At 43.1% G+C, this 13,331-nt stretch carries 11 protein-coding genes; 5 read left to right on the top strand and 6 right to left on the bottom strand.

The genetic code is table 11. The features are described 5' to 3' along the window. Positions 1–296 precede the first annotated feature (296 nt). From MHUN_RS19255 to MHUN_RS13800, 3 genes are all read left to right on the top strand, one after another. Positions 297–692, top strand: a complete 396-nt coding sequence (locus tag MHUN_RS19255) for a hypothetical protein (protein WP_048067554.1) — start codon at positions 297–299, stop codon at positions 690–692. 189 nt (positions 693–881) lie between these two features. Further along, positions 882–1,892 carry an ATP-binding response regulator gene (locus tag MHUN_RS13805; RefSeq protein ID WP_011449598.1) on the top strand — a complete coding sequence of 337 codons (1,011 nt, stop codon included), beginning with the start codon at positions 882–884 and terminating at the stop codon, positions 1,890–1,892. Next, positions 1,879–2,154 (top strand): MASE3 domain-containing protein, encoded by a 276-nt coding sequence (locus tag MHUN_RS13800; protein WP_011449597.1) that lies wholly within the window; start codon positions 1,879–1,881, stop codon positions 2,152–2,154. The genes MHUN_RS13805 and MHUN_RS13800 overlap by 14 nt, the downstream gene beginning before the upstream one ends. A gap of 22 nt (positions 2,155–2,176) precedes the next feature. Here the strand turns inward: MHUN_RS13800 and MHUN_RS13795 are convergent, their stop codons facing one another. Further along, positions 2,177–3,787 (bottom strand): IS1182-like element ISMhu2 family transposase, encoded by a 1,611-nt coding sequence (locus MHUN_RS13795; protein WP_011447087.1) that lies wholly within the window; start codon positions 3,785–3,787, stop codon positions 2,177–2,179. 47 nt (positions 3,788–3,834) lie between these two features. Between MHUN_RS13795 and MHUN_RS17750 the strand changes: the two genes are divergently transcribed. Beyond that, positions 3,835–5,436: an MASE3 domain-containing protein gene (locus MHUN_RS17750; protein ID WP_275039222.1), complete on the top strand. Its 1,602-nt coding sequence runs from the start codon at positions 3,835–3,837 to the stop codon at positions 5,434–5,436. Positions 5,437–5,471: 35 nt separating this feature from the next. Here the strand turns inward: MHUN_RS17750 and MHUN_RS13780 are convergent, their stop codons facing one another. From MHUN_RS13780 to MHUN_RS13770, 3 genes are read right to left on the bottom strand one after another with little or no spacing between them, the layout of a single operon-like run. Further along, entirely contained in the window at positions 5,472–5,942 is a 471-nt protein-coding gene (locus tag MHUN_RS13780; RefSeq protein WP_011449595.1) for a hypothetical protein, read from the bottom strand. A 48-nt stretch (positions 5,943–5,990) separates the two neighbouring features. Then, positions 5,991–7,184 carry a sensor histidine kinase gene (locus MHUN_RS13775; RefSeq protein ID WP_011449594.1) on the bottom strand — a complete coding sequence of 398 codons (1,194 nt, stop codon included), beginning with the start codon at positions 7,182–7,184 and terminating at the stop codon, positions 5,991–5,993. Beyond that, positions 7,156–7,824 carry a cobalamin B12-binding domain-containing protein gene (locus MHUN_RS13770; RefSeq protein WP_011449593.1) on the bottom strand — a complete coding sequence of 223 codons (669 nt, stop codon included), beginning with the start codon at positions 7,822–7,824 and terminating at the stop codon, positions 7,156–7,158. Before MHUN_RS13770 ends, MHUN_RS13775 begins: the two co-directional genes overlap by 29 nt. 235 nt (positions 7,825–8,059) lie before the next feature. Here MHUN_RS13770 and MHUN_RS17745 point away from each other — a divergent pair, with 235 nt between their 5' ends. Beyond that, positions 8,060–8,674 carry a response regulator gene (locus tag MHUN_RS17745; RefSeq protein ID WP_158498232.1) on the top strand — a complete coding sequence of 205 codons (615 nt, stop codon included), beginning with the start codon at positions 8,060–8,062 and terminating at the stop codon, positions 8,672–8,674. A gap of 7 nt (positions 8,675–8,681) precedes the next feature. On the opposite strand, the gene MHUN_RS18425 is transcribed toward MHUN_RS17745, so the two are convergent. Then, positions 8,682–10,067 (bottom strand): response regulator, encoded by a 1,386-nt coding sequence (locus MHUN_RS18425; RefSeq protein WP_011449591.1) that lies wholly within the window; start codon positions 10,065–10,067, stop codon positions 8,682–8,684. Further along, positions 10,051–13,206, bottom strand: a complete 3,156-nt coding sequence (locus tag MHUN_RS17740; protein ID WP_011449590.1) for a response regulator — start codon at positions 13,204–13,206, stop codon at positions 10,051–10,053. Before MHUN_RS17740 ends, MHUN_RS18425 begins: the two co-directional genes overlap by 17 nt. Positions 13,207–13,331 lie beyond the last annotated feature (125 nt).

The following is a 13,331-nucleotide window of genomic DNA, read 5'->3' as shown; positions in this document are numbered from 1 at the left end:
TGCAGCCTCCTACTCCCACTACGCATGTGGTTCCTCTCACAAGGTTCTTACCTAAAAAAAAATTTTTTTTTTTTTTTTTTTTTTTTTTTTAGGAGCGTATTGGGTTTTCCAAGTTCAATAAATCGGATAATTGTGGTATTTTAGGACCCGCCCATAGACCGGAATCAGCTTCGTCCATTCGTACCAGCATAATTCAAGCTACTGATACCGTGATTCTCCCTCAGTGGGGACAGGGGCAAATCTCTTTCCTCCTGATATAATTAACGATCCTGCAGCGGTTCAACGTTTGTTTGTCCATGATACCTTTCCCTGGCAGCTTATCCCAAAGAGACTATGGGAATCACCACGTTGTTCCTGCAGCTTCGCACCCGTTTATTGCTAAACACGCACGTGCAGGTAGGGACGCCCAGAATGGATTGGGTGGCGTTACCGATTTTAAACCGGGTTCGCAATCCGATTTACTGCTTCTTGTCGCACTGAATTTGATAACTATTCTTAAGCGAAAGAATATCTATATACTGTGTAGAACGGGAATAGATCATCAAAATGTAAAAATGAAAAGTGATATGGTAGATCCAATAATAAAAGCCAATTTGACGCGTTTAGGTCAATTAAGAACAAATTGTGGTTATGATAATCCATTTCCTTTGAATGAAGTATTGAATGATTCTTTGGTTCAAGACTCGATATAAAGCAAAAAAAGTCATTCAAATTCTAAACAGTAAACCCTGAATAATCGCAGGAAATTTCCTTAAAATAAAGTAGTTTTACTAAATATGTACCTGATATCCATGGACTTATCTATGGTGACACCAATATACTTTTTACTCCTTTCATGATCATGATGGCAGGGATTCCATTACGATACCGAGGGCTTGTGGATGTCACCATATCGTATTCTCATAGTCGAAGATAACAGAATTGAGGCCCTTGACCTCATAAAGATCATCGAGGCCCATGGGTATGATCTGGCCGGAGTGGCAAAGACCGGGGAAGAGGCAATCTCCATCTCCAGGGAGAAAAACCCTGATGTCATCCTCATGGATATACGGTTAGCCGGAGATATGGATGGCATCACTGCTGCAGAACAGATCAATAGGAACCAGAGTATCCCCATCATCTTTCTGACTGCGTATTCGGATATCCGGACAATCAGACGGGCAACATCGACCAGACTATCTGGTTTTATAACCAAACCCTTTTCTGAACATGATGTTACTAACGCCCTCGAGGTTGCCATATACAAGCATGAGTCTGAAAAATTAGTTCATGAAAACCGCCAATGGCTTAAAACCGTCCTTGAGTCGGTGGGAGAAGGAATAATCGCCATTAACTCAACCGGGGAGATTCGGCTGATGAATCAGGCGGCCTGCACAATCCTTGGAACTCATTGCGATCTCATCGGCCACCCTCTCTCTGAAATACTGACATTATACCGGTCCTCTGATAACCTTCCGGTTCATCTTCCCTATCATGTTCAGAAAAGCACGCCGCTTTCAGAGATTGATTATCCATTATATATGAGAAAACCCTCCGGTTCCAGAGTCTACATTGACGGGGTGATCTCTCCATTGGAAGAACCAGATCATGGCTGCACGGGAGTTGTCATAAATCTGCGAGATATCTCTGAAAGCATCGTGATGAAACGGGTCGTTCATGATGCATACCGGCAGATTGAGGATAACCTGGAAAAATTTGCCCTTTTAAACGATCAGATCAGAAATCCCCTCTCTATCATTGTTGCAATTCTTGATATCAATGAGAGTGAACAATTACCGGATATAATGCCCTATATCCACGAAATTGACAAAATTATTGATCAACTCGATAATGGATATATTGCATCATCGAAAATCCGTAATTTTTTAAAGAAGCACCATGAAATTGACTAAATCTTCATCCATACGATTTATTCTCATCCTCGTGATTTTCATCATCGGAATATCCCTGACCATCGGGTATAGTTATCTCCTGTTTCATACCTTTGCAGAGTTCTTCAGTATCATCATCGCAGGAGTAATTTTTGTAATCACCTGGAACAGCCGGGATAAAATTGACAATGGATTTTTAATTTTTATCGGCATCGCATTCTTTTTTATCGGTTCTATCGAGGGTGTTGCACCAATGATCAATATCATGCAGGATCACAAATGATCGATCTCTACCCCTTAAGCTATCAACCAAAATAGACTAATTGATGTATGAACCTGCATGTATCAATTCCCACTTTACATACTGTGTTTGCAAAAATATAGGAAAAACCTGAACCTCTTGACGGTTTTATAATATTCGTAGCAAATTCTTTAATTTTAACTATACCCTCAAATCTGATAAGTTTTTTTATATTATGCACTAATGCAGCTAAAAAGAATTCTCCCTCGCAATTCTCTTTCCCTTTTTGAGAGAAACTCCTAAACCTCATATTATGTTTCATATTACCAAAAACTGGTTCGACCATGTATTTTCGTTTTCGATATAACTCTCTACCAGTGGGGGATTTCACACGTACTTCCATAACTCGTTTACAAATTTCCTGAGTTGTTGCTTGTTTCTCTCTGTTCATAAAAGATTGCCAAACAAACGTCCCGATACTTTGCAATTCCGGAAATGTGATTATTTCTCCCATACAAATCGCCCGACATATCATTTCCATTCGTGAGATATACCCATCATTATCTGAATATTCTGGAATTTTTCTTTCTTTAGAAGGAGGGATGATGAGTTGAATGCCATAATCCAATTCTGCTAAAGAATTCGGGTATGAGAAATAACCTGCATCAGATAGTAGTATATTAGGCGAAATTGATGGATGAATACCCGTAAAAAGGTCTTCGAGTTCATTTAGCATAGGTATTAATAATTTTTTATCGTTTTGCTCATCTGATATCATTGCAGCGAGGATAAATTGATTTTCAGAAACGATAATCTGCCCATTATACCCTTGAATCCAGCCATTGGTGGTTGACATTATCTGACTTTCAGGATCAGTGAGATTTACTTTTGAATCTGAAGATGGCTCTTTTTTAGGCTCTAAAGGCTTTCTACCTCGTTTCTTTTTACCCGATTCTAATTCTTCTTTTTCGCGGTCCAGAATCTTTTCTTCTTGTTTTTTAGATTCGATATCATGTCGTTCAATTAATTTCTCTTTAGCCCGATTAAGAACTTCCTTTCGTTTTTCTTTTGTTGAAAGATGCTCAGGTAGTCGGTTAATCTCCATATCCTGAATATTTATATCATCGTTTTCTAACTCATCAATTTCCTGTGATTCATCAAAAAGCCGACCTAGCTCTGCTTCAAGGTATTTTAATTTTTTATTGGCTGATAAAGAGGCATTACAGCCAAATTTTGATCCATCGAGGGCTAGGACACCGATTCTTGCTATCCCGGATTCTACGATAATTTGAGATAATTGTTTAAAAAGGGATTTGATTTCTTTTGAATTATTCTTCTTGAAACGATAGATCGTTGTATGGTCAGGTGTAAGATTATTGGCGACGATCCGATATCCAATATCATAATGGCAGCACATCTCAATTTTTCTGCTAGATTTTTCTCCACGAATCATTGAATAAATTATTATTCCAAGCATTGAACGAGGATCAAAAAAGGCAGAACCGCGACCATCGTCACGATATTTATTAATAAATGGACTAATATCGAGAATCGAAAGAATTTCTAATATGCCATAAGTAATATCATTTTCAGATAGCCAGTCCATCGCATTGACAGGGAGTAAAAATTGTTGTTCATTACCATATCCTCTAATCATGTTATAGCGATGAGACATATAATATATTGATCTTAATAATATATATAATTAAGCTTTAATAATTTATATTAAGCTTTTTTTGTGTTTGTGCAACAGCCTCTATCGACCTTCTGCATACCCTCGCATATAAGGGGATGAATATCTTTATCGGATATGATGCCAACCTGCCGACCCAGCTCTGGATTGCAGCACGATATCTTGAGGCGGTAACTTTTCTAATAGCCCCTTTTTTCATCGCCCGTCGGGTGAATGCTGGTATTACCTTCTGGGGGTTTCTTCTCGTAACAGCAACACTCATCACTCTGATATTCAGCGGATATTTTCCTGCCTGTTATATAGAAGGCTCCGGGCTTACGGCGTTTAAAATCGTGAGTGAATATGTAATCTGCCTGATCCTCCTGGGAGCGATGGCTCTTCTCTCTCAAAAGAAGGCATACTTCTCACGTGATGTCCTCCTCCTCCTGTACGGGGCCCTCATCGCCACTATCTTTTCAGAGCTTGCATTCACATCATATGTAAGTGTGTATGGGCCGGCCAATTACCTGGGTCATATTTTTAAAATAGTGGCATTTGCCCTGATTTATCAGGCCATTGTGGTTACCGGGTTACAAAGACCATTTGAGATCCTGTTTCGAAACCTCTCAAAAAGCGAGAAGAAGTACCGGGCTTTGTTTGAGAACATGGATGAAGGTGTTGCGGTATGTGAACTCATACGTCATGAGAATGATATCACAGACTATCGGTTTATTGATGTAAACTTTCGATATGCAGCAATGATGGGACTGACTCCTGAAGACATTATAGGAAAGACCGGAACTGATATGTATGGAAATGCAGCCTCTCCCCCCCATCTCAAATACTACCGGACAGTGGCAGCATCCGGGAAAACAGTCCGTTTTAACGCCCTATATCGGCCAGAAATGAAATATTACACGGTTTCAGTCTTCATGGTAGATCCAGATCAATTAGCGACTGTAGTCTCTGATATTACCGCTCTGAAGATATCTGAAGATGCTCTTATCCGGGCGAATAAGAAATTACAACTCCTCACCCAGGTCACCAGGCATGACATCAATAACGATCTCTCCCTCGCCTATGCCTCCATTGATCTCCTGAAAGGGGCAATTCCTGACACTCCTGAAACGAATGAAATTGTTGGCTATCTTCGCGAATCAATCGATGCAATCAATGCGAAGATCGGGTTTACCCGTAGTTATGAACAGATGGGATCACAAAAACCCTCCTGGCAGTCGGTCTCGTCTATTGTCAGGAATATTCGAAAAGAAGATCCTCGTTTCTCATCCCTGAAGGTAGAGGACTCCCTGGGTTCTCTTGAGATATTTGCAGATCTAATGCTTCCGAAAGTCTTTGCAAACCTTATGGACAATTCAATTCGGCATGGAAAGACGGTATCCACCATATATCTTTATTATCAGCAGATCGGGAACGGGTGCCGGATAATCTATGAAGATGACGGAGCAGGGGTGAGTGTCGAAGCAAAGGCCCGGATATTTGAACCATCGTATAGCAAGATCCATGGATTCGGCCTCTTTTTAATCAGGGAAATTCTGCTGCTTACTGGAATTGAGATAACCGAAGAAGGAGAGAAAGGGAAAGGTGCAAAATTTGTTCTGCATGTCCCACAGGGAGGATATCGGATTATGTGAATTGAATTGGTATTATGTACTTCTTCTGATCCCGTTCATATGTATTCGTATGGTTTCGACTCTTCCTTCAGCATGGTATCGGTGATGATTACAAAGGCAGGAATATTCACAATAAGCCATTCAAAGAACGGGTATATCTCCTTGTAGACCTTTTCCGGGAGTTCTTTTTTTAATATCTGAACGGTTGTGTCCAGGTTGGCAGGCCAGTATTCAATATAGAACCCATGAGCACGATACGCCCGAAAGGCCCAGAGTGATGTCTGCACAAGAACAATCGGGTCATAACTATGAAAGATAGCTCCCATAAACCGGAGATAGTTTCTGGAGTTATTCTCCATCATCTCCCTATTTTTCAGCCCGATCAGCCGGTCAATATCCGGTCTTCCGAGCATTATCCGGTTGAGTTCTTCAGCAATGGTATCAATTTTATCATAGAATATCTTCGTTGCCTCTTCTGATGGCTGCTTTAACTCCTGTGCCGAAATAATGAGTTTTTCTTCGTTCACAAATAATCCCCTCCGTCTGTCCTATCTTCATCATCTGCTTGTATAGATTTATACCTTCCCTGAGTCCGGCTGTTGGATCTGGATATCCTTGTTTTCAGACCATATGACTGAATCAGGGAGAATAAAACCGAATTTGGATCCAACATCCGGTGTACTCTCAACAAACATGCTCCCGCCATGAGCTTCAACAATCTTCCTCGATATAATAAGTCCAAGCCCGATACTTCGTTCTCCGTTCTTTTTCTTCATTGATGTCCCTGAAAATTCAGAGAACAACTTATCCTGTTTCTCTTTGGATATGCCGGATCCATGATCCTGTACCATAAACACGATCCCTGTATCGGTGCGTTGTCCCAGAATCTCAATCTCCCCCTGATCAGGGGAATACTCGATTGCATTATGAACAAGATTTGCCAGGACCTGTCCGATTTTTCCGACATCAACATAAAGAGTAGGCATCTCCCCCTCCGTCTTCCAGGTGATCCGAATTGATCGCCGCTCAGCGGAAAGCCCGGTTTTTCGAAGCAGTTCCTGCATAAGGGTTTCAAATGATATGGGCCCCGGATTTAACATAAGATGCCCTGATTCGATGATACTGACATCGAGGAAATCTGCAATAACCTGTTTCATATCAAGGGCAGATGTGATGATGGTCTGCAGAAATTCCCGGTGCTCATCTGACAGATTGTCCTGAAGATCTTCCATCAGAAATTCAGTATAATTGAGAATGAGACTTAAAGGACTTCGAAGATCATGTGCAGCCATACCCAGAAACTGGTTTTTCATCCGGTTTAATTCGGCCAGTTCCCTGTTTCTGACCTGCAACTCTCTGGTCAGGATTCCAAGTTCCCTGTTCAGTCCCAGGACTTCCTTTGATAACCGGTGCAGCTCTTCACTGTCACTATGTCCGAAGATGAGATATCCGGCATCAGTCGGGTATACGGTGATATACAATGTCCGGGGAAGATCATCATGAGTCCTGATATTCATGATAGGGGTGACATCGCCGCTGGTCCAGTCAGCAAGTAATGAATCGTTCCATGACCCGGAGAGCAGAATTTCACGTATATGAACTCCGGTAGGATCCTGGGTTAAAAGAGTCCTGGCATAGGTATTTGCATATCTGATCTCCCCTGAAGGACTAAGAATGAGAAGAAAAACCTGTGACTTATGCAGGATATAGTCAAGGGTTTTCTCAACAAACCAGGGGTCATCATGAAGATGTAGGTTCTTTATTGTCATACGCCCCAATAACCTGTTCCAGTTCAATAATATCGGAGATATATCTGATATTTTCATACCTGGACAGAAGCTGCACCCCTCCCCATCTGAATGCCTGTCCTCCAGCAAGTATCGGGATTTTTGGAAATGAGGTTCGAAGTTCTGTCAGAGCTGAAAGGAGGTTTGGAATATTAAAATATACGCTCACCGATACCACAATAAGGTCAGGTTTTCTCTTGTGTATCATGGCGATAAGATCCTTGACCGGGGTGTTTGCTCCGAGGAAGTGGGTGTTCCATCCATGAAGTTCAAAGATGTCTGACACCATCCTGGCCCCGATCTGATGATACTCATCGGCGATACAGGCAATAATCACTGAATTATCCCCGTGCGGGGTAGAAAAGGTGTCAGTTTCCACCATGCTGATGAGCCGCTCCGTTATTGAAGATGCCAGGTGCTCAACAGCCACGGAAATCCGGTGATGCTCCCAGAGTTCTCCCAGGTCATAGAGTGAACGCTGAAAAAGATTGATAAACAAATCCCTGATATCTAACCCAGATGACTGGAGATCCCTGACTATGATGGTACATGACGTTCGATCACCGCTCAGAAGGGCGGTGAGATAATCCTGATAGATTTGTGAAGGTATTTTCGTATTCATGGGTAATATAGAAATTTATACTTCTGAAATCAGGGATTTTTATCTCTGATATTAGGGTGGGTTGTATAAGAACCTATCTTAGTTCCAATTGGTAGTAATAAGCGCTCAATTCACTCATATCCGGAAAATTTCTAAAATTAATATAAATAATCAAAGTTTCAAAATATATGGTTATTCCTCATGAACGATGCATAAATTTATCGTCCTTGACAATTCTATATATCACATAGGATATATGCATATATTGCTCATTGATGACAATGAAAAACTTTGCATCCTCTATCAGAAGCTTCTGACCCGTGGGGGGCATGAAACCAGGATAGAAACCCATGCAAAGGATGCAATCGAAGCAATCCGGACGGCCCGGCCGGATATTATTTTACTGGATATTATGATGGAACCGGTATCCGGATGGGATGTCCTTGAGATGATCCGAAGTACCCCTGATGTCGCTGACATTCCTGTGATCATCCTGACCGGTAAAGTTCTGACCCCTCAGGAAGCAGTGAAATATGGTATGATGATCGAAGGGTTTGTCATGAAACCACTCGAGCGGACCATGCTTCTCAAAGCAATTGATGATATCAGGGAAGTCATCGAAGAGAGTGAAGAGCGGTATTCAAAAGCCATATCCTCCGGTCTGCCTCCGGAAAAGGCTGCGGCATGCAGGGATGCAATTAAAAAGAATAATATTCTCCTGTTTCTCCGTGATAACCTATCAAAACAGGAGCAGTTACTGAAAAATGAGGCAGATGATAACCTGGAGATCCTTCACAGTCTTGATGGTCTGAAAGAGATGATCGCCACTGAATATCAGAAGATTCATAAAATAATGGAAAACTGTCCCTGAATTTTTATTACTTTTTTGTTATCTGATCTTTTAGTTCTGCATACCGAATCCATGCGGTATCAAACCGTGACATAAGATCTGACACCTGATCTGTCATCTCACGTGCATATCCACTCTCAAGAGGTTTTCCTTCAGACATTTTCAGCAGCATATCCTGGATAGGGGTTCTGATCTCCGCTGAAAGCTCCCTGATCTTCTCAAGGGTTGAATACAGTTCCGAATACTCTTTTTTGATTCGTTCAGCTTCAAAGACGGCATGACGTTCTGCGGTGACATCTGCCATGATCGTGGCAATATGCGTCGGGATTCCTTCCTTTTTGAGAGGTATCCTCGTAAACTCGATGAACTTTACCGTTTCGTCAAAGGTGTACTTTCGTATCCGCCGCTCAACATCTCCTGACCTGAATAACTCCTGAAGATCCTGCATGTCTCCAAAGAATGAGAATTTCGGCGTCTCATAGAGCGGTCTGTTCAGCATGTACTGACTGATCCCAGCCTTTCGTGCAAGTTCTGCAAATAATGGATTATACCCGGCCAGCATCAGACTTTTATCGATAACAAATGCCGGAAGTCGGAGAGCCGTGGTGACTGCCATCAGATGCCTTATCATCTCAGGTCCGATATGAGAGGATGCAGTCGCAGCACTCTCTGCACTCTCGATAAGGATCAGATATGATGGTGGCTGGTTACCTTCATGAAAGACAAATCCCCCGGTCAGGGTCACCGGGACCATAGATCCGTCTTTTCGCTTCAGAGATACCTGGTCAGGAAGGATCATCTCCACGCCACTCCCATCCTGAACTGCATCACCTCCACCTAGTAATCCGAAGAATGCATACACCGGCCGTCCCAAAAGTTCCTGCCTTTGAAACCCGGCAAGGGTTGCAGCAACCTGGTTTATCTCCCTGATAGTTCCGGTTCCAGAGAGCAGAACAACCGGCAGGGGAATTGCTTCAATCTTTTTACCCAGTTCGGATAATGCCTCAGGATGCACCTCTTCCCTGACTTTTTGTTTTATCCGGTGTTTATGGAGGCTCATCTCGATATTTGTCATCAGTTCCCGTTCTTTAAACGGTTTGAGCAGATATCCTGATGGGGATACGGCAATTGCCCGCTCAAGCGTTGCTTTATCTGAATGAGCGGTCAGGAAGATGATCGGAAGATCATAGAGCTCCATGATACGCTTCGCAGCAGCAATCCCATCCATCTCACCTTTCAGCCTGATATCCATCAGAATCAGGTCTGGCTTTGTCTCTCCTGCTTTCTGGATTGCAGACTCTCCGGTTATTGCCTGACCAACGACTTCGTACCCCATTGCCCGGAGTTTCTGCTTAATCTCCATGGAAATGAGCATTTCATCTTCAACGATCAGGATCTTACTCCCTTGTGGCATGCTCTTCACCCCTGATTATAAATCCTTCTTGAATGGGTATTTTCATATTCACAACCGTACCATTGTCGGTGGAGAATGAGATCTCTCCGCTTGACTGGAAGATGAGATTAGAAATGATCTGCATTCCAAGGGTATCACTCGTCTCCATGTCAAACCCGGGGGGCAGTCCTCTGCCGGTATCGCGATAAAGTATCTCGAGATTGCCTTGCTCCGGGACTATGGTTATCCCGATTGTACCTTTTTGATCTGGATAAAATCCATGCTTAAAAGAATTCGTAATAAGCTCGTTCATAATAAGACCAAGTGGTATGCCGGCATCAATTGTCATCTCAATTGACGGATCGCAGATGAGATCAAGAGTAATGAGTGATTCATCCGGAGAAAAGTCAGAGATGAGTGTACGAGCGAGCGAATTGATGTATTCAAGGAGGTTTATGCTGACCAGGTTATCGGTCCGGTATAATTTCTCATGAACGATTGCCATTGAGAGGATCCGGTTCTTACTCTCCTGCAGCACGTCAGAGACAACCGGGTCATCAACCATGCTGCTCTGAATCCGGAGCATGCTGACGATAATCTGCATATTGTTCTTTACCCGGTGATGGACCTCCCGAAGCAGGATATCCTTTTCTTTGAGTGACACCCTGATATCATCCTCGGCCTGTTTTCTGACAGTAATATCCATGATACTGCCGATTATCGCAGGTTTTCCCTTGTATATTATCCCGCTGATGAGATTTTCAATCCAGATCATCCTCCCATCAGCGGTAATGCCCCTGAACTCATAATCATCCGTTTCATCTGGGTTTTCTATGATCCGCTGGTGGTGTGACAGGACCATATCTGCATCTTCCGGATGAATGTAACGAAGGAGAGGCGAGTTTTCAAGATCCTCCCTATTACATCCAAGAATTTCTGATAGCCGGGGATTTGTATAGATAAACCGATAATCCTGCACCAGGTACACACCGACCAGTGATCGCTCTACCGGTTTATGGAACAGTTCTTCGGTCTGAAACCTGCTTATTGCTGATCCAATCACCTCTGAAGCCATGATGAGTGCCTCAATCTCAGCGATGGGGCTTGTGTGTTCTTTTCTCCAGGTGACAAAAGCAAGCGTCCCCCACAGGGTTTCAGAAGAGAATACCGGAAGAAGAAGGAGAAATGAGGGGACAGGCTCTTCTTCAGGAAGAGATAATTCGTTCCTGATCGCCTTGCTGTCACCGAGGTAGAACCGGTTTTTTTCTAGGTACCAGAACACCGAGGGAATTATCCGGGAGCATACATCTGGTTCAACTTGAAGATAATCCCGAATATCTGACATCGTCCACTCACAGTAATATTCCTCAAACCCGGCTCTTCCATAAAAATTCATCCCGAGAAGAATCACCTGCTCAACCCTTGCTGCTTGTCCGAGCAGTTCAAGGCACTCTGGAATGATCGGTTCCCATTCATTATTTCTTACAAGGGTTTGTGCGACAGTACTGACTGCACTCAGAATACGGTCTCGTCTTTCAAGTTCCTGTCTGGTCTGCACAAGGTCAGTAATATCCAGTGAGGTACCGACAAGTCCGGTAACCTTTCCGGTCAGATCATGGACCGGAATTTTTGACGAGACAAACCAATGTGGGCTCCCATCTTCGCCATACACATTTTCCTCAAGGTTATAGAGGGGAACATTCTCTGCAAGGACTTTTTTGTCTGTCTTCTCCCGAAGTGCTGCAACCTCCACGGAAAAGAATTCCTTATCGGTTTTTCCCACTAGTTCCCTGGCATCACACTGTACAAATGAAAGAAATGGCTCATTTCCGGTAAGATACCTGAGTTCATTATTCTTCATGTAAATCTGGGCAGTCGATGATGCCAGGATTGCCGATATCCGCTCGTAATATTCATGCAAATTTCGTTCCGCTTCCAGTCGTTCCCGAATATCCCTGGAGATACAAAAGAGTACATGACGATCCCCCCAGGTGCCGATACTCCCCCTGGTCTCAACAGGAACTTCGAGCCCCTGACGGTCGATGAGGGGATAGGTATTCTGGATTGTCTCCCCTGAACCGGTCAGGTCCATAAACTGAAAAATAATCTCATCCCGTATCTTTGGAGGATACAGGACCTGAATAGGCATACCGATAAGTTCCTCTTCAGAATATCGCAGAATTCTCGTGGTAGCCGGGTTTACGTTCAGGATGGTACCGTCCATATCAATGACAATGACCAGTTCCTGCATCACTTTATAGAGTTCGGATAGTTCATTCTCACGCTGACGGACCAGTTCTTCTGAGCGAATCCTGACAAGGGTATTCCCGAGATGACCCGTGATGAGCTCCATGGTATCCGTAAATTCCGGACTGAGCGGCTTTGTATGATCAAGAATGAAGGACAGGATACCGATGACATCCGTTCCAGCCATAATCGGGATTTGACCCCCTGAATAATGACCGGTATTCTCTGGCTTTCCAGGATCCTGGTAATATCTGGCTTTTTTTTCATAGAATACCTTGTACAGGTCACCAAAGGTAAACCGCCTGATGAGATCATTTGGCAGATTGTGAGAGATTGCAAGTTCTATCTTGTTTGTTTTCTGGTTCATGAGGTGGATTGCCCCGGTAGTACATCCGGCCAGAAAACGGACTGTGGTGAGGGTTGCATCAAGAGCCTGGTTGGTTGTTGAGCTTTCAGAAAGTCTGGCCATGAGATCCCGTTGCGTCCGCATCAGCATCTCCCTCGTCCTGCTCCCCCTCTCCGATTCTCTCCGTGCGCGATATTTCTCTACTGAGTTGGTGATTTTCTGGGCGATATCAGGAAATAACCTCGATGGTTCTTCACTTTTAAACTGGATAAAATCTGCACCAGCGTTGGTCGCGTTCAGGATAACATCTTTGTCATCAAGAGCGGTCAGGAAAACAAAGGGAATATCAGGAACAAGAGATTTGGCCTTTCTGATAAATGATATCCCGTCCATCTCTTCCATGAGATAGTCGGTGATCACCGCATCCGCCTCACCTGCAACAATTTTATCTATGGCATCTTCCGGAGAGGTATAGACGGTAATCTGAAAATTACCGAATTCTTTCATGTAGATGCTGAGCATCTCACCAAATGCCGGTTCATCATCTACCGCAATGATTTTTATCATTGACTCTTCCTGATGAAGAGAGATTTTTTTAGAACTTAAAAAAGGTGTTGATATATCATCAGTAATAAATTTTATAAATTCTTGTCATAAAATTGATTTTTCAGGAACCAGCCATTGAAATGGAA

It is taken from the genome of Methanospirillum hungatei JF-1 (genome assembly GCF_000013445.1).
Taxonomy (GTDB): Archaea; Halobacteriota; Methanomicrobia; order Methanomicrobiales; family Methanospirillaceae; genus Methanospirillum; species Methanospirillum hungatei.
This window is presented reverse-complemented; position numbering and strand designations above follow the sequence as displayed.

What these genes read in the sequence shown, in the direction of transcription:
- MHUN_RS19255 (WP_048067554.1), top strand. Translation starts at nt 297, where the DNA reads ATGATACCTTTCCCTGGCAGCTTATCCCAAAGAGACTATGGGAATCAC.
- MHUN_RS13805 (WP_011449598.1), top strand. Translation starts at nt 882, where the DNA reads ATGTCACCATATCGTATTCTCATAGTCGAAGATAACAGAATTGAGGCC.
- MHUN_RS13800 (WP_011449597.1), top strand. Translation starts at nt 1,879, where the DNA reads ATGAAATTGACTAAATCTTCATCCATACGATTTATTCTCATCCTCGTG.
- MHUN_RS13795 (WP_011447087.1), bottom strand. Translation starts at nt 3,787, where the DNA reads ATGTCTCATCGCTATAACATGATTAGAGGATATGGTAATGAACAACAA.
- MHUN_RS13775 (WP_011449594.1), bottom strand. Translation starts at nt 7,184, where the DNA reads ATGACAATAAAGAACCTACATCTTCATGATGACCCCTGGTTTGTTGAG.
- MHUN_RS13770 (WP_011449593.1), bottom strand. Translation starts at nt 7,824, where the DNA reads ATGAATACGAAAATACCTTCACAAATCTATCAGGATTATCTCACCGCC.
- MHUN_RS17745 (WP_158498232.1), top strand. Translation starts at nt 8,060, where the DNA reads ATGCATATATTGCTCATTGATGACAATGAAAAACTTTGCATCCTCTAT.
- MHUN_RS18425 (WP_011449591.1), bottom strand. Translation starts at nt 10,067, where the DNA reads ATGCCACAAGGGAGTAAGATCCTGATCGTTGAAGATGAAATGCTCATT.
- MHUN_RS17740 (WP_011449590.1), bottom strand. Translation starts at nt 13,206, where the DNA reads ATGATAAAAATCATTGCGGTAGATGATGAACCGGCATTTGGTGAGATG.